This window comes from Hyphomicrobium sp. (genome assembly GCF_019744875.1).
GTDB lineage: Bacteria > Pseudomonadota > Alphaproteobacteria > Rhizobiales > Hyphomicrobiaceae > Hyphomicrobium_C.
Genome location: NZ_JAIETU010000006.1, coordinates 457,476 through 480,892, shown reverse-complemented (window position 1 = coordinate 480,892; position 23,417 = coordinate 457,476). Strand labels below are relative to the sequence as shown.

The 23,417-nt window shown below is 65.2% G+C and carries 21 protein-coding genes; 6 read left to right on the top strand and 15 right to left on the bottom strand.

Going from position 1 to position 23,417, the window contains the following annotated elements; genetic code table 11:
* Window positions 1-12: 12 nt before the first annotated feature.
* Window positions 13-990, top strand: coding sequence for a type II secretion system F family protein (locus K2Y42_RS17115; RefSeq protein ID WP_291154672.1), 978 nt, complete (start codon window positions 13-15; stop codon window positions 988-990).
* Window positions 991-1,390: 400 nt separating this feature from the next.
* Here the strand turns inward: K2Y42_RS17115 and K2Y42_RS17110 are convergent, their stop codons facing one another.
* Both K2Y42_RS17110 and K2Y42_RS17105 read right to left on the bottom strand, forming a co-directional pair.
* Window positions 1,391-2,407, bottom strand: a complete 1,017-nt coding sequence (locus tag K2Y42_RS17110) for a tetratricopeptide repeat protein (protein ID WP_291154671.1) — start codon at window positions 2,405-2,407, stop codon at window positions 1,391-1,393.
* Window positions 2,408-2,501: 94 nt separating this feature from the next.
* Window positions 2,502-3,158 carry a glutathione S-transferase family protein gene (locus tag K2Y42_RS17105; RefSeq protein ID WP_291154670.1) on the bottom strand — a complete coding sequence of 219 codons (657 nt, stop codon included), beginning with the start codon at window positions 3,156-3,158 and terminating at the stop codon, window positions 2,502-2,504.
* 131 nt (window positions 3,159-3,289) lie between these two features.
* Between K2Y42_RS17105 and K2Y42_RS17100 the strand changes: the two genes are divergently transcribed.
* Both K2Y42_RS17100 and K2Y42_RS17095 read left to right on the top strand, forming a co-directional pair.
* Entirely contained in the window at window positions 3,290-4,741 is a 1,452-nt protein-coding gene (locus tag K2Y42_RS17100) for a leucyl aminopeptidase family protein (protein WP_291154669.1), read from the top strand.
* Window positions 4,738-5,706 carry an NlpC/P60 family protein gene (locus K2Y42_RS17095; RefSeq protein ID WP_291154667.1) on the top strand — a complete coding sequence of 323 codons (969 nt, stop codon included), beginning with the start codon at window positions 4,738-4,740 and terminating at the stop codon, window positions 5,704-5,706. Before K2Y42_RS17100 ends, K2Y42_RS17095 begins: the two co-directional genes overlap by 4 nt.
* A gap of 26 nt (window positions 5,707-5,732) precedes the next feature.
* Here the strand turns inward: K2Y42_RS17095 and K2Y42_RS17090 are convergent, their stop codons facing one another.
* The 7 genes from K2Y42_RS17090 to K2Y42_RS17060 all read right to left on the bottom strand — a co-directional run bounded on the left by K2Y42_RS17090 (window position 5,733) and on the right by K2Y42_RS17060 (window position 15,080).
* Complete coding sequence (locus tag K2Y42_RS17090; RefSeq protein WP_291154665.1) at window positions 5,733-6,182, bottom strand: hypothetical protein; 450 nt, start codon at window positions 6,180-6,182, stop codon at window positions 5,733-5,735.
* Between the two features lie 135 nt (window positions 6,183-6,317).
* Entirely contained in the window at window positions 6,318-7,949 is a 1,632-nt protein-coding gene (locus tag K2Y42_RS17085; protein ID WP_291154663.1) for an ABC transporter ATP-binding protein, read from the bottom strand.
* Window positions 7,950-7,963: 14 nt separating this feature from the next.
* Window positions 7,964-9,163 carry an ABC transporter permease gene (locus K2Y42_RS17080; RefSeq protein ID WP_291154845.1) on the bottom strand — a complete coding sequence of 400 codons (1,200 nt, stop codon included), beginning with the start codon at window positions 9,161-9,163 and terminating at the stop codon, window positions 7,964-7,966.
* 75 nt (window positions 9,164-9,238) lie between these two features.
* A complete protein-coding gene (locus K2Y42_RS17075) occupies window positions 9,239-10,357 on the bottom strand; it encodes a microcin C ABC transporter permease YejB (RefSeq protein ID WP_291154661.1) in 1,119 nt (372 codons plus the stop codon).
* 57 nt (window positions 10,358-10,414) lie between these two features.
* Window positions 10,415-12,238 (bottom strand): extracellular solute-binding protein, encoded by a 1,824-nt coding sequence (locus K2Y42_RS17070; RefSeq protein WP_291154659.1) that lies wholly within the window; start codon window positions 12,236-12,238, stop codon window positions 10,415-10,417.
* A 4-nt stretch (window positions 12,239-12,242) separates the two neighbouring features.
* The gene (locus K2Y42_RS17065; protein ID WP_291154658.1) at window positions 12,243-14,264 is read right to left on the bottom strand and encodes an extracellular solute-binding protein; all 2,022 of its coding nucleotides are present in this window, start codon (window positions 14,262-14,264) and stop codon (window positions 12,243-12,245) included.
* Between the two features lie 246 nt (window positions 14,265-14,510).
* Complete coding sequence (locus tag K2Y42_RS17060; protein WP_291154656.1) at window positions 14,511-15,080, bottom strand: c-type cytochrome; 570 nt, start codon at window positions 15,078-15,080, stop codon at window positions 14,511-14,513.
* Window positions 15,081-15,559: 479 nt separating this feature from the next.
* Here K2Y42_RS17060 and K2Y42_RS17055 point away from each other — a divergent pair, with 479 nt between their 5' ends.
* From K2Y42_RS17055 to K2Y42_RS17045, 3 genes are all read left to right on the top strand, one after another.
* A complete protein-coding gene (locus K2Y42_RS17055; protein WP_291154654.1) occupies window positions 15,560-16,315 on the top strand; it encodes a 3-deoxy-manno-octulosonate cytidylyltransferase in 756 nt (251 codons plus the stop codon).
* A 107-nt stretch (window positions 16,316-16,422) separates the two neighbouring features.
* Window positions 16,423-17,322, top strand: a complete 900-nt coding sequence (locus K2Y42_RS17050) for a prephenate dehydratase (RefSeq protein WP_291154652.1) — start codon at window positions 16,423-16,425, stop codon at window positions 17,320-17,322.
* 9 nt (window positions 17,323-17,331) lie between these two features.
* Window positions 17,332-18,081, top strand: a complete 750-nt coding sequence (locus K2Y42_RS17045; protein ID WP_291154650.1) for an SDR family oxidoreductase — start codon at window positions 17,332-17,334, stop codon at window positions 18,079-18,081.
* Window positions 18,082-18,211: 130 nt separating this feature from the next.
* Here the strand turns inward: K2Y42_RS17045 and K2Y42_RS17040 are convergent, their stop codons facing one another.
* From K2Y42_RS17040 to aroQ, 6 genes are all read right to left on the bottom strand, one after another.
* Entirely contained in the window at window positions 18,212-19,024 is an 813-nt protein-coding gene (locus K2Y42_RS17040) for an RNA methyltransferase (protein ID WP_291154648.1), read from the bottom strand.
* Window positions 19,021-19,971 carry a class I SAM-dependent methyltransferase gene (locus tag K2Y42_RS17035; protein ID WP_291154646.1) on the bottom strand — a complete coding sequence of 317 codons (951 nt, stop codon included), beginning with the start codon at window positions 19,969-19,971 and terminating at the stop codon, window positions 19,021-19,023. The genes K2Y42_RS17040 and K2Y42_RS17035 overlap by 4 nt, the downstream gene beginning before the upstream one ends.
* Window positions 19,972-20,136: 165 nt before the next feature.
* A complete protein-coding gene (gene aat, locus K2Y42_RS17030) occupies window positions 20,137-20,811 on the bottom strand; it encodes a leucyl/phenylalanyl-tRNA--protein transferase (protein ID WP_291154643.1) in 675 nt (224 codons plus the stop codon).
* 177 nt (window positions 20,812-20,988) lie between these two features.
* The gene (gene accC / locus K2Y42_RS17025) at window positions 20,989-22,335 is read right to left on the bottom strand and encodes an acetyl-CoA carboxylase biotin carboxylase subunit (protein WP_291154642.1); all 1,347 of its coding nucleotides are present in this window, start codon (window positions 22,333-22,335) and stop codon (window positions 20,989-20,991) included.
* Between the two features lie 92 nt (window positions 22,336-22,427).
* Window positions 22,428-22,907 carry an acetyl-CoA carboxylase biotin carboxyl carrier protein gene (gene accB, locus K2Y42_RS17020; RefSeq protein WP_291154844.1) on the bottom strand — a complete coding sequence of 160 codons (480 nt, stop codon included), beginning with the start codon at window positions 22,905-22,907 and terminating at the stop codon, window positions 22,428-22,430.
* Window positions 22,908-22,960: 53 nt separating this feature from the next.
* Entirely contained in the window at window positions 22,961-23,404 is a 444-nt protein-coding gene (aroQ, locus tag K2Y42_RS17015; protein WP_291154640.1) for a type II 3-dehydroquinate dehydratase, read from the bottom strand.
* Window positions 23,405-23,417: the final 13 nt, after the last annotated feature.

Here is a 23,417-nt window from a genome sequence, read left to right as displayed (position 1 = left end):
AAGAGAGCTCGCATGCAAGATCTGGTCAACACGATCATGTCACCGCAGTTCCTGGCGACCCTCCTGGCCGCTGTGGCTGCGTTTGCGACGATTCTGACCCTTGTCATGCCGATGCTCGCGCGCGATCAGATGAACCAGCGCATGCGCATCATGGCGACCGAGCGCGACAAGCTGAGATCTCAGCGCCTGACCGATCTGTCAAAGGACCGCAGCGGTCAGGCCAAGCTTCGGCAAACCCCGAAAGGGTTCATGCAGAACATTGTCGACAAGCTCAACCTGCGCAAGCAGTTCGACAACGAGGAGCTGCGCAACAAGCTGAAGATGGCGGGCCTGCGGGGCCAGGGCCCTCTTGTGGCGTTCATGTTCTTCCGCGTTGCGGCTCCGCCGCTGTCATTCGTCGTCGCACTCGTCTACTTCTTCCTGATCGCCCACATCGACCAATCGAACTCGATGAAGCTGCTGTATGCAACGGCGGCGGGTGGCGCGGGCTACTACTTCCCGAACGTCTTCATCGAGAACCTCGCTCAGAAGCGCCAGCAGGCCATCAAGGTCGCGTTCCCGGAAGCGCTCGACATGCTGCTCATCTGTGTCCAGTCCGGCATGTCGGTCGAATCCGCTTTCGGCAAGGTCGCCAAGGAAGTCGCCAACCAGAGCATCGAGCTCAGCGAGGAACTGGCCCTGACGACAGCCGAGCTTTCCTACCTGCCCGAGCGCCGACAGGCATTCGAGAACCTGGCCAAGCGCACCGCTCTGCCGACCGTCAAGGCCGTCACCACCGCGCTGATCCAGGCCGATCGCTACGGCACGCCCGTCGGCCAAGCCCTGCGCGTGATGGCGAAGGAAAACCGCGACATGCGCATGGCGGACGCAGAGAAGAAGGCGGCGGCCCTCCCGCCGAAACTCACGGTTCCCATGATCGTGTTCTTCCTGCCGGTGCTGTTCCTCGTCATTCTGGGCCCGGCCGCAATCAACTACTTCAAGATGCAGTGACGAACGACGCGCTGCGCCGACCCGAGGCCCGCGCGCGTATGCGTGAGACCGTGCGGCACCCACCCGCGTAATCTCAGCGGCGATTGGGGACCTATCTCGTGCGTGCCGGCGGAGTTCAGCATACCTAGCCAATGCCCCATTGAAGCGGCGACGAGCACCCGGTGCGCGTGTTCGCATCAACGCGCAAGCACGTCACACATCCTCCTTTCGCATCATGTCACGCCGCGTCTCAGTCGATCCAGTCGCGCGGCAGAGGACGCCTGGCCGCAGGAGATCTGCAGAGCCGCATCGTCTCCCGGACGCGCGAAAGCGCGCCCGACGAGGAATCTCTCCGGACGCGACGTGATGGGCATAACAAACTTTGAAAGCAGGCCGGCGGGATCGCGGCCGGCGCGTAGGCCTAGTCGGCCTCGAACAGCGATGCGGCCTTGCCGCTTCCCGTCGCGTCGCCGAATCCGGTTTCGACCTTGCTCGCACGCAGCATGGGCGCAGCCGAGGGCGCCGCGGCCTTGGCGACGGCCACAGGTGCCGCCTTGGTCACGGCGACAGGCACCGGAGCCTTGGTTGCGACAACAGCCGGCGCCCACGTGTCGGCGTCGGGCGCGGACGGCGTCATCGGCTTGCCGTCGAGCTTGACCATCTTCTTCAGCAACGCCGTGTTGGCCTTGGCTTGTGCGGCATCGAGATCGACGGACGCGACCTTCGTGGCCTCGTCGTACTTGCCTTGCAGGCCGAGGACGAGAGCCAGGTTCTGGCGAACCTTGGCGTTCTCTGTGCCGCTGGCCGAAGCCTGCCGCAGAAGCTGTTCGCCGCGCTCCGGTTCCCCGCTCATCGTATAAGCGAGCGCGAGGTTGTTGAGCACCGAGGGGTGCCCGGGGTTCAGAGCCTGCGCGCGCTCGTAGAACGTGATCGCTTCGCGGTAGCTGCCTTCCTTGGCGAGCGCCGTGCCGCGCGCAAGAACGATGCGCCAGTCGGGATTCGTCGGGTCGTCGGCAACGGCGAGCACCTTTTTGGCGACACCGATCTGATCGAGCTCCAGCGCCAGCCGGCCATAGTCCGCCGCGAGCTTCTTGTCCGATCCGTGCACGATGGAGGCCTGCTGCAGAACGGCCATTGCCTCGCGCTTCTGTCCCGTCACGCGGAGGTTCTGGGCATAGGCCAGCGCCGCGTCGAGGTCGCGCGGGTTCTTGCCGTACTCTTTGCCCCAGTATTCGGTTGCGAGCCGCGGATCGGAAGGCGCCTGCGCCGCTGCGGGCTCTGCGGCACCGGGCGTAAGAGCCGAGAACAGACCCCCGCTCTCGTCGCCGCCGCCGACCTGCGCGCATGCGCCAAGCATCAGGCACGCCGACAGGGCCGCAATGACGCCAATGGAGCGAACCGGCTTCGGCACCGCGTTGCGCGCGTCGAGGACGGCCATAGACTTCTCCCGCTGATCGCATGACATGAGGGTGCCCGGCACCCTCTCCCGTCACTTTCCGATACAGCGGTCAATAAAGGCTTAACCGATGGGGCTAGGCCCCCGTCTCCTGGCGCGCGCCTTCCGACCATTCGGCCATGCCCGGAAGGGCGAAGATGGCATCGATGTAGGCCGCGGCCGTGCCGTCGTCACCGAACGGCGCGAGGTCTGGAACGTACGTCCGGAACCGCGAGGCGACCGGCGCGTACATCGCATCCGCAATCGTGAAGTGCGAAAACAGGAAGGGGCCGCTGCCGCCGAAGCGCTTCCGGCACTCCGACCAGATTTCGACGATGCGGCGGATGTTCACCTGCACCGGGTCGATCAGCTCGTCTTTGGGCTCCCGCGCCAGAAGCTTCATCGGGCAATGCTCGCGCAGCGCCTGAAACCCCGAATGCATCTCCGCACTGACGGACCGCGCCAAGGCCCGCGCCTCGGTCTGGGACGGCCACAAAGCTTTATCGGGGTACTGCTCGGCCAGAAATTCGAGGATGGCGAGGCTGTCCCAGATCGCGATATCGCCCGTCTCCAGAACCGGCACCTTGCCGGCCTTCGAATGGGCCAGAATCTGATCCTTCATGTCAGGAGCGCGAAGATTGATCCGGACCTCCTCGAAGGGAATCGCGGCCTCTTTCATCGCAAGCCACGGCCTTAGGCTCCAGCTGGACGTATTCTTGTTTCCGATGACCAGTCGGTACCCATTCGCCGCCATGAACGAAGCCCCCTTGCGATTATCCTTCCGTGCGTGTGTAAGGATATTGCCCCATTCCGCAAGACGACGCCAAGCGGCCAAACTTCGCCCTGATGTCGTCGTCGTGACGCAGTTCCAGAGACCAGCCCTCCATGACCGAATCGACCGCTGCCGCGCCCACGCTCTCCCCCTCGGACGTGTTCGCCCCGCACGATGAAAAAGACCCCAGCACACCAATCTGGCTGGTGTCGGATGCCGCCTCGCTATCCACCGTTGGAGAGATCGACGCCACGGCGCAGCACTGGCTCGCGGGCGCGCGGTTCACGAGCGCGCCCCGCAAGCAGGCCGTATTCCCGGGCCCTGGAGGCGCGCTTGGAGGCGTCGTGCTCGGCCAGGGCAATGGGCAGGCCGCCGATCCCTGCGGCCCCTCGGAGCTGCTGGTGGGCCAGCTTCCCCAGACGCTGCCGGCCGGCCTCTATCACCTGGCCCGCGAGACCCCGCACGCCGAGCTGGCGGCAATCGCCTGGGGCCTCGGGGCTTATCGCTTCCGCCGCTACAAGACCCAGGGCGGCGCCGAACCGCCTGCGCGCCTCAAGATCCCGGCCGGGCTGGACCACCAGGCTATCGTCAACCAGGTCGGCGCCGTCTGGAAAGGCCGCGACCTGATCAACACGCCCGCCTCCGACCTTGGACCCGAGGAGCTCGAGGCCGCAGCCGCCACGCTGGCCCGCGCGCACGGAGCCAGCATCCACACCATCGTCGGCGACGACCTGCTCGCGGGCGGCTTCCGCTTGATCCACGCCGTCGGCCGCGCCCATCCGCGCAGTCCCCGCCTGATCGACGTGCGCTGGCAGCGCCCGGGCGGCCGCGCCGACGCACCGGCCATCACGCTGGTCGGCAAGGGCATCACGTTCGACACGGGCGGCCTCGACATCAAGCCGGCCTCCGCCATGCTGCTCATGAAAAAGGACATGGGTGGCGCGGCCGCCGCCCTGACGCTCGCCGAGCTGATCATGAGCCGCGGCCTCGACGTGCGCTTGAGGCTGCTCATCGCCACCGCCGAGAACAGCATCGCGGGCGACGCCTTCCGCCCGGGCGACGTGCTGACGAGCCGCTCCGGCCGGACGGTCGAAATCGGCAACACGGACGCCGAAGGGCGTCTCGTGCTGGCCGACGCGCTCTCCCTGGCCGACGAGGAAAGCCCCGACACGCTGATCACGTTCGCAACGCTCACGGGCGCGGCGCGCGTGGCGCTCGGCCCCGACCTTCCCGCTCTCTTCACCGACGACGACGCCTTTGCCGCCTCCGTCGCGAGCCACGGCATGGCCACCGGCGATCCGGTCTGGCGGCTGCCGCTCTGGCCCGGTTACGAACGCCACCTCGACAGCGACGTGGCCGACATGAATAACGTCTACGAGTCGCCCTTCGCCGGCGCCATCACGGCCGCGCTCTTCCTCAAGCGGTTCGTCAAGAACGCGCGCCGCTTCGCCCACTTCGACCTCTATGGCTGGCGCCCGGCTCCGCGCCCCCTCGGTCCCAAGGGCGGCGAGCCGCACACGGCCCGCGCCCTGTTTTCGATGCTCGCCAAAGAAGCACAGGCATGACGAACGACGCACCCGACAAGGACGCACCGAAGCAACCGCCCGCCGAGACGGCGGCAGGCGACGCCCCGGCGCAAAAGCTCGATCCCCGCCGCCACGTTTTCCGCGACGACCTTGCGGCCCTGTCGCTGCGTGGCGCCGTCACCGCACCACGTTACTCTGCAGGCTCCGTTCGCCAGGTCGCGCGCCCCGCCGTGCCCTTGCGCCGCGCCCCCAATCCGACGCTCGGCCTGGACACGGAAGCCCTCTTCGGAGAGCTGGTGAAGGTCTACGACGAGGCCGAAGGCTGGGCATGGATCCAGCTTCAGCGCGACCGCTACGTCGGCTACCTGCCCGCCGCCGCCCTCACGACCGAAATTCTCTCGACCACGCATCGCGTCAAATCGCTCGGCACGTTCGTCTACCCGGTGGCCGACATCAAGACGCCGCCGCTCATGCATCTGCCCCTCAACGCCGAGGTCCGCGTCGTCGACTGGAGCGAAAAATTCTGCCGCCTCGAACGCGGCGGCTTCGTCGTCACGCGCCATCTCACGGAGCGCGATCGTTTCGAGCGCGACTTCGTCGACATCGCCGAACGCCACATCGGCTCGCCCTATCTCTGGGGCGGGCGAACGCGCATCGGCATCGATTGCTCGGGCCTCGTCCAGGTCTCGCTCGAGGCGGCCGGGCGGAGCTGCCCGCGCGATTCCGACATGCAGGCCGCCGAGCTGGGTGAAGCCGTGCCGATCCAGCCGCAGCTCGAAAACCTCGTGCGCGGCGACCTCGTGTTCTGGAAGGGCCACGTCGGCATCATGTCGGACGGCCTGATGCTCGTGCACGCCAATGCCCACCACATGGCCGTCACGGCGGAAACGCTGCCTGAAGCCGCCGAACGCATCGCGCGTGCCAAGGACGGCTCGCCGATCATCGCCATCCGCCGATTGAAAGCAGCCGAAGGCGAAGCCAAGCCGAGCGCGCCGGAAGCCTGATCGTGCGGGGTTGCGTAGCGCGTCACTCAGATGCGCCGGTAAGGCAGGAAGTGGCGGTCGCGCCGCTCGGAAGCCCCATCCGGCTCGGGGCCATTGCGCCAGACCAATCCGTCTCCCAAGGGCACCATCGTCTCGACGCCCGTCGCAGCGCCCGTCGCCCGGCTAACCCAGCGGCGCTGCACGACGCGGCCGTCGGCGATGCGCTCCAAGAGCGCCACGATCTGATCGAGCGAACCGAACCCGCGATCCGCGTAGCCCTCCCCCGCGATCACGATATCGAAGCGTCCGCTCTCCCGCAGCGTGATCGCCACCGGACAGGCTGATGCGACTTTGGGAACGATGTTGAGCGTCCACCCGTTGCCCGTATCGTCGCTTTCGATCACGCGCGCCACGTCCTTGATCGTCGGCACCCAATAGCGCAGTTGCTCGATCGTGGCGGAAACCGGCGTCGATGCGAAATCGTTCGGCATAGTCATACACGGAACCAAAGAGGGTGGGGGCGGCTCAACATGTCCCAAATGCCGGTGTCTCTCAAGCAGAGAACCGCGATCCGAGACCGGAAAGGAAAACTAAAAAAGCGCACAGCGTTCAGCCTGCGACCGCCGCGCGGTTCAGCCTGAGACCGCCGCGCGATGCGCCACCTTGAGATCGAACGCAGCAGCCAAAAGCGCCTTCGTGTATTCGGCCTTCGGCGCGGTGAAGATCTCGTCAGCCGGCCCTTCCTCGACGGCGCGGCCGTTGCGCATCACGATCACGTAGTTGCACAGCGCCCGCACGACCCTGAGGTCGTGACTGATGAAGACATAGGCCAGGTTACGCTTGGCCTGCAGCTCCCGCAGCAGATCGACGATCTGCGCCTGCACGCTCATGTCGAGCGCGCTGGTCGGCTCGTCGAGCACGATGAACTTCGGCTCGAGCGCCATGGCGCGCGCGATGGCAATGCGCTGGCGCTGCCCACCCGAGAACTCGTGCGGGTAGCGATCGAGAGCCTTGGGATCGAGACCGACGTCCTGGAGCGCTCGCGCGGCCTGCTCGCGCCGCTGCTCGCTCGTCCATTCCGGCTTCTGGATCAGAAGCCCTTCCTCGATGATCTCGAAAATCGAAAGCCTGGGCGACAGCGATCCGTAGGGATCCTGGAACACGACCTGCATATCGCGCCGGAACGGCCGCATCTCGCGCGACGACAGCCCGTCGATCCGTTTGCCCATGTAGACGATCGGGCCGCTCGACGAGATCAACCGCAGCATCGCCAGGCCGAGCGTGGTCTTGCCGGACCCGGACTCACCCACCACACCGACCGTCTGCCCCGCGTAAATCTTGACCGACAGCCCGTCCACCGCCTTGACGTGATCGACGGTGCGCTGGAGCAATCCGCGCTTGATCGGAAACCACACCTTGAGATCCTGCGTCTCTGCCACGACGGGCGCCGAGGCGTCGAAACGCGGCGGCTCTCCCCTCGGCTCGGCGGCAATGAGATGGCGCGTGTAGGGATGCTTCGGCGCGGCGAACAGCGCCTCCGTCGGCTGCTCCTCCACGATCTCGCCGTTCTGCATCACGTAGACGCGCTCGGCCATCCGCCGCACTATGCCGAGATCGTGCGTGATCAGCAGCATCGCCATGCCCATTTCGCGCTGCAGGTTGCGCAAGAGCTCGAGGATCTGGGCCTGGATGGTCACGTCGAGCGCCGTCGTCGGCTCGTCCGCGATCAGGAGATCCGGCTCGTTCGCAAGCGCCATCGCGATCATCACGCGCTGACGCTGTCCGCCCGAGAGCTGATGCGGAAACGCATCGAGACGCTTCTCCGGCTCCGGAATACCGACCTTGGTCAACAGCTCCAGCACGCGCTTGCGTGCCGCCGGCCCCTTCAATCCGCGATGAAGCATCAGCGTCTCACCTACCTGCCGCTCGATCGTGTGCAGCGGATTGAGCGACGTCATCGGCTCCTGAAAGATGATCGAGACCCGCCCGCCGCGAATGCGCTTGAGCGCGGATTCCGGCGCGCTGAGGATATCCTTGCCATCGAGAAAGATCTGCCCCGTGGGGTGCGAGGCGGCCGGATAGGGCAACAGGCGCAGGATCGAGAGCGCGGACACGGACTTGCCGCTGCCGGACTCGCCCACCAGCGCGACGGTCTCGCCCTTGTTGATCGTGAACGACACGCCCTTGACCGCCGTCGTCGTCACGCCGCCGGAGCGAAACGCCACCGACAGGTTCTTGACGTTGATGAGCACCTCTTTGGCCATCTGTGCTGCGCTCCTCAGGCGAACGTCTTGCGCGGGTCGAGCGCGTCGCGCACCGCTTCGAAGATGAAGATCAACAGCGACAGCATGATCGCAATCGAGAAGAACGCGGACATGCCGAGCCACCACGCGCCGAGGTCACCCTTGCCTTGCAGCAGCAGCTCACCCAGCGACGGCGAGCCAGGCGGCAGGCCGAGACCGAGGAAGTCGAGCGAGGTCAGCGTCGTGATCGAGCTCGAAAGCTGGAACGGCATGAACGTCAACGCGGCCACCATGGCGTTCGGCAGCACGTGCTTTCGCATGATCGTCCGGTCCGGAAGACCGAGCGCACGCGCCGCGCGCACGTACTCGAAATTGCGCGCCCGCAGGAATTCGGCCCGCACGACGCCAACGAGTGACGTCCATTGGAAAGCGAGCAGCACGAGCAGCAGCGTCCAGAACCCCGGCACGAGCACGGCCGCGATGATGATCAGCACGTAGAGCGTCGGAATGTTGCCCCAGATCTCTAGGAAGCGCTGCATGACGAGGTCGATCCAGCCGCCGTAATAGCCCTGAACCGCACCCGCGGCGACGCCAACAATGCTCGAAAGGATCGTCAGGATGAGCCCGAACAGCACCGAGATCCTGAACCCGTAGATCACGCGGGCGAGCACGTCGCGGCCCTGGTTGTCGAGGCCCAGCCAGTTCCAATTCCCAATCGCGTTGTAGCGCGCAAGCTGATCTGGCGGCGCGTCGCAGAGCTTGGCCCGTCCCGCCCATTGCGGTGGCGCCGGGTACCCGAGCCCACCCTGGCGCTGTGCGCCGTCGCGCTCGATCGTACACTTGCCTTCCGCGTCAGCCCGGTTGGGATAGTCCTTGTTGATCGTGTCGTAGGAATAGCGGATCGGCGGCCAGAGCATCCAGCCGTTCGCCTCGATCTCGTCGATGATGGTCGGGTCGCGATAGTCCGTGACAGCCAGGAACCCGCCAAACTTCGATTCCGGATAGTCGACCAGCACCGGAAAAAGCGTCTCGCCCTTGTAGCGCGCGATCAGCGGCCGGTCGTTGGCGAGCAGCTCCGCGAACATCATCACGAAGCAGAGCCCCAGGAAAATGAGGAAGCTCCAGTAGCCGCGGCGGTTGGCTTTGAAGTTGGCCCAGCGCCGCGCGTTGATCGGGGTCAGCGTAAAGTCGGGCCATAGTCGCGCAAACAGCGGCGGGCGCACCGTGTCCGTCACGGGAACCTCCACCGCGTCGCCCGCTTGGGGGGCGCCGCCATCGTTCGGAACGTCGTCGCGTCGCGCGTCCACGGCTCAGACCTCCCGGCTTTCGAAATCGATGCGAGGATCGACGAGCGTGTAGATGAAATCGGTGATCACGTTCACGACCAGGCCCATCAGCGCGAAGATGTAGAGCGTCGCGAAAACCACCGCGTAGTCGCGCTTGATCGCGGACTCGAAGCCCAGCAGCCCCAGCCCATCGAGCGAGAAGATCGTCTCGATCAGCAGCGACCCCGAGAAGAACGCGCCGATGAAGGTTGCTGGGAAGCCAGCGATAATGATCAGCATCGCGTTGCGGAACACGTGCCCGTACAGCACGTCTCGCTCGCCGAGCCCCTTCGACCGGGCGGTCGTGACGTACTGCTTGCGGATCTCATCGAGGAAGCTGTTCTTGGTCAGGAACGCCATCGTCGTGAACGACCCGATCGCCATGGCGATGATCGGCAGCGTCAGATGCCAGAAATAGTCGACCACCTTGCCGAACAGCGACAGGCTCTCCCAGTTGTCCGATGTCAGCCCGCGCGACGGGAACCACTGGAAGAACGACGAGCCCGCGAACACGATCAGCAGCAACACGGCGATGAGGAACCCGGGCACCGCATAGCCGATCACCAGCACCGTACTGGTCCAGGTGTCGAACGGCTCGCCGTCTCGCACGGCCTTGCGGATGCCGAGCGGGATCGAAATGAAGTAGGTGATCAGCGTCATCCAGAGGCCGAGGGAAATCGAGACCGGCATCTTTTCCTTGATCAGCTCGATCACCGACACGTCGCGGAAGTAGCTCTTGCCGAAATCGAACGTCAGGTAGTTCTTCATCATCAAGAGAAAGCGCTCGTGCGCCGGCTTATCGAAGCCGAACTGCTTCTCGAGGCTCTTGATGAACTCCGGGTCCAATCCCTGCGCGCCGCGATACTTCGAGGTGACGCTGTCGCCTGCCCCCTGCCCGAGCTGGCTCTGGTTGCCGCCGCCCAGCGTATCGCGGCCGCCGCCGCCCAGCCGCTCCGAAGTCGACACATCGCTGCCCGTGAGCTTGGCGATCATCTGCTCGACGGGGCCACCCGGCGCGAACTGGATGATGACAAAGCTGATCAGCATGATCCCGAGCATGGTCGGGATAATGAGCAGCATGCGTTTCAGGAGGTAGGCAGCCATTGTCCGTTCTCGTCCCGTTGCGCCGTCAGCGCCTCAATCGCCCGTCGCGAGGTCGCTTTACCGCTGCGACAGCGCTTTGGCCTTCGCCTCGTCATACCACCACGTTTCGGCCGCCCCCCGCGCATACTTCGGTTTGACGTCCGGCCAGCCGAACTTGTTCCAGAACACCAGGTTGTGGGCACCCTTGTACCACTGCGGCACCCAATAGTGCCCGGCCCGCAGCACGCGATCCGCAGCCCGCGTTGCCGTCACGAGCTCGCTCCGCGACTGGGCGCTCACGATCTTGTCGATCAGCGCATCGACAACCGGATCGGCGATGCCGGCGAGGTTGAAGCTGCCGTTGGTGGCCGCCGCCTGCGATCCCCAGAACGTCTTGAGCTCGACGCCGGGCGTCAGCCGGAGCGCATAGCGCTGCGTCGTGAGGTCGAAATCGAAATCCTTCATGCGCCGTTCGTACTGCGCGGCATCCACGCGCCGCATGGAGGCATCGATGCCGATCGCCTTCAGGTTCTTGAGGTACGGCCCCACGATCCTCTCGAAGCTCGGGCTGTCGATCAGGATCTCGACCGTCAACGGCTCGCCCTTGGCGTTCTTCCAGCCTTCCGGCGTCTGCGTCCAGCCTGCGTCCGTCAGCAGCTTGACCGCCTGGCGCAGCTCCTTGCGATTGTTGCCGCTGCCATCGGTTACGGGCGGCGAGACCGGTGCTCCGAACACGGCCGGCGGAAGCTTGTCGCGAAACGGCTCCAGCAGCGCCAGCTCCTCCGGCGAAGGCGGCCCTTCCGCCTTCATGTCGGAATTCTCGAAGTAGCTCGCCGTGCGCGTATAGAGGCCGAAGAAGAGGTTCTTGTTACTCCACTCGAAATCGAACGCGAGGCCGAGCGCTTCACGCACCCTCACGTCCTTGAACTTGTCGCGCCGCGTGTTGATGAAGAAACCCTGCGCGCCCGAAGGCCGCTCGTCCGGAAGCGTCTGCAGCAGCACGCGGCCGTCCTTCACGGGCTGTTTGTCGTAACCGGTCGCCCAATCCTTGGAGGTGAACTCCTCGCGCAGGTCGAAATTGCCCGCCAGCAGGTTTTCAAGCTCCAGCGTCCGGTCGCGATAGTACTCGTAACGCACCTCGTCGAAGTTGTTCTGGCCGCGATTGACCGGCAGGTCGCGGCCCCAATAGTCGGCGCGGCGCAGATAGCTGACGTAGGTGCCAGCCTTGAAAGGGCCGACCTTGTACGGCCCCGAGCCGAGCGGCGCCTCGAGCGACGTCTTCTCGAAATCGTGCGTTGTATAGTACGCCTTGGAGAGGATCGGCAGCGTTGCGACCGTGATCGGCAGATCACGCACCAGCGAGCCCGTGAAGGTGTAGCGCACCGTGTGCGGGTCGATCGCCTGCGCCGCGCTCACGTCGCGCAGCGGAAACGCGAACGCCGGATGCCCCTTGGCCTTCAGCGTCTCGAACGAGAAGACCACGTCATCGGCGGTCAGCGGGCTTCCATCCGCGAATTTCGCCTCGGGCCTCAACTTAAATGTGACCGACATCTTGTCGTCGGCGACGTCCGCCGTCTCGGCCACCAGCGAATAGACCGCATCCGGCTCGTCCTCCGCCCGCACCATCAGGCTGTCGAACACCAAGTTCATGCCCTGGGCTGCGTCGCCCTTGAGGATGTAGGCGTTGAAGCTATCGAACGTGGTAAGGCCCGCCGTGCCGATCTGCGAGACGCGCCCGCCTTTCGGCGCGTCTGGATTGACGTAGTCGAAGTGCTTGAAGTCAGCGGGATACTTGAGTTCGCCGAAAATCGAGAGGCCATGACGCGGCTCGGCCGCCAGTGGCGTTGCAAACGCGCTGGCCAGGAGGGCCGCGGCAGCCGGCAGGAAGCTGAGCGCTCTCATGGCGTCAATTCCCGCGCGCGGCTTGCAGCGACTTCTGCTTCATCGGATCGACCCACCACACCTGGGTAAACGCCGCTGTCTGCGACGGCAGCTTCTCCGGACGCCCGAAGATATCCCAGGACGCGAGCCACTCATTCGGATTGTACCACTGCGGCACGACATAGTGGTTCCACAGCAGCACGCGGTCCAACGCGCGCGTGTACGCCACGAGCTCAGCGCGATCCTTAGCCACCACGAGCTGCTCGATCAGCTTGTCGACGACCGGATTCTTGATGCCGATGGTGTTGCGGCTTCCGTCCTGCCCTGCCGCGGCAGAGCCCCAGAAATCGCGCTGCTCGTTGCCGGGCGACATCGACTGCGGGAAGCTGTCGATGATGATGTCGTAGTCGAAGCTCATTTCGCGCCGCTCGTACTGCGCCGGGTCGACCACACGCGTCGAAGCCTTGATGCCGATCAGCGCGAGGCTTGCGGTGTACTGCGCAATGTGGCGCTGGAACGCCTCCGAGCCGATCAGGAATTCGGCCGTGAACGGCTCGCCCTTGGCGTTGCGCAGCACGGTTTCCGTTTTCGCCGATCCGATCCCGATGGCGCGCCCGGCCTTGCACAGCATGCCGCACGACGGATCGTCCACCTCTTCCTGGCGCACTTCCCAGCCCGCTTCCTTCATCAGGCGCATGGCTTCGGCGAGGTTGGCGCGCACGTCGTCGCGCGAGGCGTTGACCGGGTTCTTCCACTCCTTCGTGAACACGTCCGGCGGCAGCTCCTTCTCGAACTGCTTCAGGATCTCAAGCTCGCGCCCTTCGGGCAGTCCCTTGGCGGCAAGCTCCGAATTGTCGAAGTAGCTCGCCACGCGCGTGTACTGGCCGAACAGAACGCTCTTGTTCAGCTCCTCGAAGTTGAACGCATAGTTGAACGCTTGCCGGACGCGCGGATCCTCGAACTTGGCGCGGCGCGTGTTGAAGATGAAGCCCTGCATCTGCGCGACGCCCTTGGTCGGCAGCGACTCCTTCTTCACCCAGCCCTTTTTGATCGCATCGAACCCGAACTGCGTCGCCCAGGCGCTCGCCGTGTTCTCGCGCCAGAAGTCGGCGCGACCGGCCTTGAAGTCCTCGAACGCGGCAACCCGGTCGCGGAAATACTGGAAGCGCAACTCGTCGAAGTTCCACTTGCCGATCGAAACCGGCAGATCCTTCGCCCAATAGTCCGCCACGCGCTCGATGGTGATGCGGCTGCCCGGATCGAAGCTCTTGATCTTGTAGGGGCCGGACCCGAGCGGAATTTCGAGCGTGCTCTTGGAAAGGTCCCGCGGCTCGCCGTTTGCGCCCGTGCCTTCCCAGTAGTGCTTCGGCAGCACCGGAAGCTGGCCCAGGATCTGCGGCAGCTCGCGATTGCCCTTGATGTCGAACGTGAAGGTGACCTCGTTCTCGCCGGTCTTCTCGGCCTTGACGACGTTCTTGTAGTAACGCGCATACATCGGATGCGCCTTCTTGAGCGCATCGAGGCTGAAGATCACGTCGTCGGCCGTGATGGGCTTGCCGTCGTGAAAGCGCGCCTGCGGGCGAAGCCCGAACGTCGCCGACGAGAAATCATCCGGGAACGACACCCACTCTGCGACGAGACCGTACTCGGTCGACTCCTCGTCCGGGCTGCCGGCCATGAGCGAGTCGTAGATCATGCCCGCACCCGATGCGGTCACGCCCTTGATCGAATACGGGTTGAGCGAGTCGAACGTACCCTCGACTGCGAACCGCACGACGCCGCCCTTCGGCGCGTCCGGATTGACCCAGTCGAAATGTTTGAAGTCCGGGCCGAAGCGCGGCTCGCCGATGAGCGACAGCGCGTGATGGCGGACGGGCGTGCTGCCGGCAGAAGCCGCGGGAGCGGGCGCGGCCGGCGCGCCGGCGTCCTGGGCGAGGCCCGCCGTGGAGAAAACCGCGCCGGAGACCAGAGTGGCTGCGGCCACCGCCGTCAGGACGTTTACGAAGCGCGCCGAACGAAGGTGGAATGCGAAGTCCGCTGCCATCATCAAGTGTGTCCCGTGCGATTTGAGTTGATCGCGAGCCGAGCAGGTAAGACATGGCCCGCCCACGGCCACCGCAGGAAAAGCGGCGGCAGGGAAAGTCGAAGTCCTAGCATGCCTTGCGCGGCGTTCGGATTAAAGATCGGCAAGATGCCCCCGGCCAGGGATCATGCCCGGGCACAAACGACTTGCCGCCGGATGCGGGCGGCACCGGCGGCAAAAAGCGCTTGAACGTCAATGGGGCCGAAAACCCTAGGGAAGCGCCTTCGGCGCATCGGACAGGGTACGGAGATAAGCGATCAGATTGGCCAGCTCGTCCGGATCGGCAACGCCCGCAAACAGCATCTTGGTGCCTGGGATGGCAACCTTGGGCGAGTGCAGGAAGGCTGCGAGTTCTGCGTAGCCCCAGGCGGTGCCCTTCTTGGCCTTCATGGCCTCCGAGTAGCCGGGGAAATCGGCTTTGCCGGCGTGGTCGCGGCCGACGATGTTCCAGAGGTTCGGACCAGCCTTGTTGCCGGACGTTGCGTCGGCCGTATGGCAGCCGAGGCACTTCTTGAACGTGCCCTGGGCTTCGTCGGGCTTTGCGGCCGCGAGCTTGGCGACGATGGCGGCCGGATCGAAAGCGGCAGCGGCAGGCGCAGCCCCACCAGCCGGATTGGCCGTCTCGGTCGCAACCGGCAGCGTAAACCCGGTCTTCGATTCTTCTGCGGCGTGGTGATGACCCTGCCGCGCCATGTCGATCGCGGTCTTGGGTGCGAAGATCAGGAGGAGAGCCGCAAGCACGCCGCCGGCGACCTTGGTCAGTTCGAACGAATCCATCATCTCTTCACCCTCGATGCGCGGAATGTCTGTTCCCCGCGCGAATCCAAGACACGACTTACCTACCAGCAGTCCCCGCACTCGGCCAGCATGCGCCGCCGATTGCCCACTCTCCCGGCGATTACGGGCGCCTGGATGGAAATACGGAAAGTAGACCCAACGAGGCATCTACAAGGGCCCGCTCAGCCTTGCAATGAGCCGCCCCGCCAGTCTACAGCTTTCACAGGCAAAAAATGACGCAGAGGACCCGCCCATGTGGGTTCCGCAGAATAGTGAATCCGGCCCGCCGTTCCATGGGGCCAAGTGTCCCGCTCTGTGTGTTCCGCGTGCGTCCCGATCCATGACCGGTTTACGACATTGCGGCTCCCCAAATCGACGGGCCTGCCGAGCCGGGGCGCCGCAGCGCTCCATTTTCTTGTCCCGTGGCCCGGCCGGCGAGCCCCACGCCCGGGCCGTCCTGACCACGACAGAAAAGAAGTCACATGACGAAAACCCTGATCATCATTCCCGCCCGCATGTCGTCGACCCGCCTGCCCGACAAGCCCATGGCCGATATCGAAGGCGAGCCGATGATCGTCCACGTCTGGCGCCGCGCCCATGACGCGGGAATGGGACGGGTCGTCGTGGCGGCCGACGCCGAGGAGATCTGCCAGGCCGTCCGCGCGGCAGGCGGCGAGGCCCTCATGACACGTCCGGACCACGTGTCGGGCTCAGACCGCATTTTCGAAGCCCTGAACAGGATCGATCCCGACGCCGAAGCCGACGTCGTCGTCAACCTTCAGGGCGACCTGCCCACCATCGAGCCCGACCTGATCCGCGAGTGCGCAGCCGTGCTGTCCGCCAAGGGCCCTGACATCGCCACCCTCGCCGCCGAGATCCGCGATCCGGAAGAGCGCACCAACCCCAACGTGGTCAAGGTTGTCGGCACGCCGCTGCAGCAATCGAACCGCCTGCGCGCGCTCTACTTCACGCGCGCCACGGCCCCCCACGGCGATGGACCGCTCTTTCACCATATCGGCCTCTATGCCTACCGCCGCACCGCCCTGGAGCGGTTCGTCTCCCTCAAGGCCTCCTACCTCGAAACGCGCGAGCGCCTGGAGCAACTCCGCGCCCTGGAGGACGGCATGCGCATCGACGTGGTCGTCGTTGACACTGTTCCCCTCGGTGTCGATACTCCCGCCGATCTCGAACGGGCCCGCCAAATGGTCAGAAAGGCGCGCCGGACGGGCTCAATCTGACCGTCATCCGTCGCGCAAGTTCCCCTGTGAGCCCGGTCGCGGCCGGCAGGCGTCGCGCACGCGTTTTTTCTTCTCGCCCCCTTCAATCTTCGAACCCCGGCACCCTCATGTCCACCACGCCCACGGCCACGCGCATCGCATACCAGGGAGAGCCGGGCGCAAACTCGCACCTCGCCTGCGCGGAAGCATTCCCGGATGCCGAAGCCGTGGCATATCCGACCTTCGAGGACGCCCTCGCAGCGGTGAAGACCGGCGACACGCACTACGCGATGATCCCGATCGAGAACTCAGTGGCCGGCCGCGTCGCCGACATCCACCACCTGCTTCCGGCCGCCAACCTCTACATCGTGGGCGAGCACTTCCTGCGCGTGCGCCATCAGCTCATGGCCATCAAGGGCGCGGACATCAAATCGATCAAGAAAGCGCTGAGCCACACGCAGGCCCTCGGCCAGTGCCGCAGAACGCTGCGCGACCTCGGCATCACGCCGGTGCCCGAAGCCGATACGGCAGGCTCAGCCCGCCTCGTCAGCGAACAGCGCGACCCGACGCTCGCCGCCATCGCCTCCAAGCTTGCGGCCGAAATCTACGGGCTCGAAATCCTGCGCTCCGACATTGAGGACGAGGCCCACAACACCACGCGCTTCATCGTGCTCGCCAAAGACCCCGACGACGCCGAGCCCGAGGACGGCCCCGTCATCACCACGTTCCTCTTCCGCGTGCGCAACGTGCCGGCCGCGCTCTACAAGGCGCTCGGCGGGTTCGCCACCAACGGCGTCAACATGATGAAGCTCGAGAGCTACCAGCTCGAAGGCACGTTCAACGCCACCATGTTCCACGCCGACATCCAAGGTCACCCGGCCGATCGGTCGGTGCAATTGGCTCTGGAGGAACTGTCGTTCTTCTCCACCGAGCTGCGCATTCTCGGCACCTACCTGGCAAGCCCCTACCGCGAGGAGGCGGCCCGCGCCGCCGCGCCCCCGGCCGGCCCCAACGGCAATCACGCTTGAGGATCGCCCATGCGGCTCGCCGGTAAAGTTGCAATCGTGACAGGCGCCGGCTCGGGCTTCGGCCGCGGCATCGCGGAACTGTTCGCCGAAGAGGGCGCCAAGGTGATCGTGGCCGACATCCACGCCACGCGCGCTTCCGACGTCGCAGCGGGCATCGGCTCGCGCGCCGTGCCCGTCACCGTCGACGTGACAGTCAAATCGCACGTCGAGCAGATGATGCGCGCAACCATGAGCGCGTTCGGCGGCATCGACATCCTCGTCAACAACGCCGGCATCACGCACAAGAACCAGTCGCTGATGACTGTGACGGAAGACGAGTTCGACCGCATCTACGCCGTCAACGTGAAGTCGATCTACCTCACCACGCTGGCTGTCGTGCCGGAAATGGAGAAGCGCGGCGGCGGCTCGATCATCAACACGGCCTCCACCGCGGGCCTGCGGCCCCGCCCGGGCCTCACCTGGTACAACGGCAGCAAAGGCGCGGTCATCACGCTGACGAAGTCGATGGCGGCCGAGCTCGCCCCGCGCAACATCCGCGTCAACGCCATCAATCCGGTGATCGGCGAAACGGGCATGCTGGAAGATTTCATGGGCGCCCCGGACACGGCCGAAAACCGCGCACGCTTCCTGGCCGGCATTCCCCTGGGCCGGATGTCGAAACCGTCCGACATCGCCAACGCGGCGCTGTTCCTGGCCGATCCCGCGTCGAACTTCGTGACCGGCGTCGCCATCGAAGTCGACGGCGGAAGGTGCATCTAGAGTGCATCCGGAAAAGTGGGGACCAGGTCACGGCGGAGCCGTGCACGCTACCATGCCCGATAAGAAGCACGACAAGACAAAGAGCTAGAGCCTTTCCGCGATTCAATTAAAAACCGGAAGGCTCTAGTCGTCACATCTTCAGAGCGCCGCCGCGGATCTGATACAGCGTCAGCGCCGTGGCCACCGCCAGGTTGAGACTGTCGAGCTTTCCCGCCATGGGGATCTTCACGAGCCGCGAGCATGACCGCGTCAGGCTCTCCGAGAGGCCCGGCCCTTCACTGCCCATCACCAGCAGCACCGGCCCCTGATAGGCCGCACGGCGGAAATCCTCGCGCCCGTCGAGATGCGTGCCCACCACGTCGCCGCGCCAGCTAGCGCGCCACGCCAGGAATTCCTCGCGCGTTGTCCGAACAAGAGGCACCGCGAACACCGAGCCCATCGTCGCCCGCACAGCTTCACGCGAGTAGGGATCGCACGAATTGCCGATCAGGATGATGCCCTTCGCGCCGACCGCGTCCACGGTGCGGATGATCGTGCCGAGGTTGCCCGGATCGCGCACCTCTTCGAGCGCCAGCCAGCAGTCGTCCTTGCCGGCATCTTTCGGCAGGCTGCCCCAGCGCTGCTTGAACACGCCCAGCATCGTCTGCGGATTGTCTTTCGCGGAGAGCTTGGAGAGCACGCCCTCTGACACTTCGAGCACATCCGCGCCCGCTTCCAGCGCCCAGCCCACGAGAGATCGCGGCGTCGGACTGTTGATCCCGTCCGCCTGATAAACAAGGCTTGTCGGCGCAAAGCCGGCTTCGCGCGCCGTGACGAGGATCGACGCGCCTTCCGCCACGAAAAGCCCCGTCTCCTTCCGCTCCTTGCGCATTTCCAGCGCCCGGATGGCCTTGACCCTGTCGTTCGTCAGGCTCGTGATGACGCGCGGTGACGGGCTGCTCATGACGTCCACCGCACGAACAGGGAGGTCGGCACCGAGACTCCGCCGGCGCGCGCTTCGAGCGCCAGCTCGCCCGCCGAAAGCGTGCCCCCGCGGGCAGCGAACACATCCGCCATGAGTTGCTCGAACGCCAGCGCCGATGCGCGGATCGCGTAGACTGTCAGCACCATCGCCGCCCTGTCGGGGGCCAGCAGTTGCGCCGCGTTGCGCAGTAGCGATGGCAGTCCCTCGAACAGATCCCACACCTCGCCGTCGGGCCCGCGCCCGAACTTCGGCGGATCGATCAGGATCGCATGATAGGTTTTTCCGCGCCTCACCTCGCGCGCCACGAACTTCGCTGCATCGTCCACGATCCAGCGAATGGGCGCCGCTCCGAGCCCGGAGGCCGCCTGATTGTCCTTCGCCCACTGCACGGCCTTCTTGGAGGCATCCACGTGCGTGACCTCGGCTCCGGCCTGCGCCGCCAGCAGCGACGCCGCCCCCGTGTAGGCAAACAGATTGAGCACGCGGGGTTTCTCGCCCGTGATGGCGCGAATCTCCTCGAGCGCCCACGTCCAATGCGGAAGCTGCTCGGGAAAGAGGCCCAGATGCCAAAGGCCCTGCAGCCGGCAACTCACCGTCACGTCTCCCACGCGCACGGGCCAGCTTTCCGGCACGCGTTTGTCCTGCCGCCACTTGCCCTTTTCGTCGTCTTCGCCGGAGGCGGAGAAAACGGCATGCGCCGCCCCCCAGTCAGCCGAGCCGAGACGGCGCGCCCACAGCGCCTGTGGCTCCGGTCGATCCACGACCACGGGGCCGAAGCGTTCGAGCTTGCGCCCCTCGCCGCTGTCGAGCAGCTCATAGTCCGTTGGACCCGGCGTGCGGATCAGCTCAAGGCCCCTCGCACGCGCCAAGGAGCGCGCCCCTGTCGCGGCCTTTGTCCCGGCCGTCTTTTCCGCATTTGAACTCATGCGCGTGTCCCGCGATTGGTAGAAGAACGCGCCCCGGCGCGCCTGAGTGGGTTGGAAAGCAGAAACCGGCCCGCCCTGCCATTCGGCGCCAGCCTGTCCGGCCAGAAGGCACGGCGAAAGAAAGGGCTAGAATCCGTCCCCGATTCAACAAAAATCGGAAGAGCTTTAGCCGCTGGCCCTCTCGACGATGTCGAGAACGGCCGCCCCAGGCATCTCGCGGGGCAGCGCCAGGAAGTCGGCCGTATGCTTAAGGGCCACGTCGAGCTGGCGGTGGAACTCGTCGCGATCGACCTCGATCGTGCCGAACTGGCGCAGATGATCGGTGACAAACTGCGTATCGAGCAGCGTGAACCCACCGGCCATCAACCGCCCGACCAAGTGCACCAGCGCCACCTTGGAGGCGTCGCGCGCATACGAGAACATGCTCTCGCCGAAGAAGGCGCCGCCCAGAGCCACGCCATAAAGCCCGCCGACCAGCCGCTCCCCGTCCCACACCTCGACGGTGTGGCAATGGCCGAGCCGGAACAGCTCCTGATACAGCAGCCGGATGCGCGAATTGATCCACGTCGAGCGCCGCCCGGCCCGCTCCGCCGCGCATCCCTCGATCACGCCGTCGTAGTCGGTATCGATGGAGACGCGATAGGTGTCGTTGCGCACCGTCCGCGCCAGGCGGCGGGGGACATGCACGGTTTTCAGCGGCAGAATTCCGCGATGCTGCGGCTCGATCCAGTAGAGCGCCGGATCATCTGCGCTTTCCGCCATGGGAAAGATGCCGCAACTGTAGGCCTTGAGAAGGACCTGCGGCGTTATTTCGATCATGATGTCGTCGCGCGACGCCATCACCGGAAGCTCCCACCCTGCCTGCAAGGCGCATAACGGCTTTCAGCCAGTCGCACGCCCCGCAACCCTCGCGACATGCGAGAGCATCGACCATCTCCACACGAGAGGCGGAGAATAGGTTGGCACAGCTCCCGCCGAATTCAATCCCAAGCAGCGGACAGACCTGCGCCCGCCGGCTTAGACGTTGGTCTTGCCGAGGTACTTTTCCAGCCAGTGGATGTCGTACAGGCCGTTTGCGATGTCGGGTTGCCGAACCAGCTCGTTGAAGAGCGGGATCGTCGTCTCGATGCCGTCGATCACGAACTCGGACAGAGCCCGCCGCAGGCGCATCAGGCACTCGTTGCGGTTCTTGCCGTGAACGATCAGCTTACCGATCAAGCTGTCGTAGAACGGCGGGATGCGGTAGCCCTGGTACACGCCGCTGTCGACGCGCACGCCGAGACCACCCGGCGGATGCCAGTAGGTGATCTGCCCGGGCGACGGCCGGAAGGTCCGCGGATTTTCCGCGTTGATGCGGCATTCGATGGCGTGGCCGGAGAACGTGACGTCCTCCTGCTTGAAGCTCAGGTTCGCGCCCGACGCGATGCGGATCTGCTCCAGCACGAGGTCGATGCCCGTCACCGCTTCCGTCACCGGATGCTCGACCTGCAGGCGCGTGTTCATTTCGATGAAGTAGAATTCGCCGTCCTCGAACAGGAACTCGACCGTTCCCGCGCCGCGGTACTTGATCTTCTTCATCGCGTTCGCGACGACCTCGCCGATCTTCTTGCGCGAGGCCGCGTTGAGCGCGGGCGAGGGGCTTTCTTCGAGGATCTTCTGGTGGCGGCGCTGCAGCGAGCAGTCGCGCTCACCGAGATGCACCGCGTTGCCGCGGCCGTCGCCGAACACCTGGATCTCGATATGGCGGGGCTTGGTGAGATACTTCTCGATATAGACGGAATCGTTGCCGAAGGCGGCCTTGGCTTCTGCACGCGCCGTCGAGAAAGCGAGCCCGAGATCGGCCGCCGAGTGCGCAACCTTCATGCCGCGCCCGCCGCCGCCGGCGGTCGCCTTGATGAGAACCGGAAAACCCATCTCCTTGGCGATTTTCATCGCCTCGGCTTCCGTCGCCACCTCGCCGTCGGATCCCGGAACGCAGGGAATGCCGAGGCTGCGCGCCGTTTCCTTGGCCGTGATCTTGTCGCCCATGATCCGGATATGCTCGGAGGTCGGGCCGATGAAGGTGATCGAATGCTCTTCGAGGATTTCCGCGAAGCGCGCGTTTTCGGAGAGGAACCCGTAGCCGGGGTGCACGGCGTCCGCGCCCGTGATCTCGCACGCCGCCAGCAGCCTCGGAATGTTGAGATAGCTGTCGCTCGCGGGCGGAGAGCCGATGCAGACGCTCTCGTCTGCGAGCCTTACGTGCATCGCGTCGGCGTCGGCGGTGGAATGAACCGCAACGGTGGCGATGCCGAGTTCCTTGCACGCCCGCTGGATGCGAAGCGCAATCTCGCCTCGGTTAGCGATCAGAACCTTGTCGAACATTCTTTTTCCCGGGCAACCGGCAACGCGCAAGAGGCAGCGATATTGGGATCAACTCTGCTGCCTGCTGCCGGTTGCCTGCCGCCTCTTCTCCCTTATTCGATGATCACGAGCGGCTCGCCGAATTCCACCGGCTGTCCGTTTTCAACCATGACGGCCGTCACCGTGCCGGAACGCGGCGCCGGGATCTGGTTCATGGTCTTCATGGCTTCGATGATCAGCAGCGTATCACCCTGCTGCACGCGCGTGCCAACTTCAACGAAGGGCGGTGCCTTGGGATCCGGCGACCGGTAGGCCGTTCCGACCATCGGCGACTTGACGGCGCCCGGATGCTTGCCGGGATCGGCAGACGCGGCCGGGCTGCTCGGCACTGGCGCCGGGCTGCTGGACGGCGCGAACGGGGTCGGAGCCGGCGGCACGGCGGCCGCGATGGTGACCGTGCGGGCCACCCGGACCTTGAGTCCGCTCTTTTCGATTTCGATCTCGGACAGCCCGGTGTCATTCAGAAGCTGCGCCAGCTCGCGAATGAGCTGCTGCTCGCCACTCGGTTTGTCGGCTTCGTGCTTGGCCGTCATGCGCTCGAGCCCTTTCCCTTTCGGTTTCTTGTCGTTGTCTTGCGATTTCTGTTTCACGATACTGGCGCCAGCTTGGCCATTGCATCCAGGGCAAGTTCATAACCCTGAACGCCGAAACCGCAAATGACACCTTTGGCGGCTGCGGAAACGTAGGAATGATGGCGGAAGCTCTCGCGGCGGAAAATATTCGAAAGATGAACCTCGATCACGGGCAGCTCGGCCGCGGAGAGCGCGTCGAGCACGCCGATGGAGGTGTGCGTGAGGGACCCGGCGTTCAGGATGATCCCCGAGGCCGCGCCGCGCGCCTCCTGGATCCACCCGATCAGCTCGCCCTCGTGGTTCGTCTGCCGGAAATCGATTGAAAGCCCGAGCTGGCTTGCGCGCCCCTGCGCACGGGCGCGAACGTCATCCAGCGTGTCGCGGCCATAGATCTCAGGCTCGCGCGTGCCGAGCATGTTGAGGTTCGGACCGTTGAGAATGAATACCGGTTTGGCCATGGACACGAGTAAG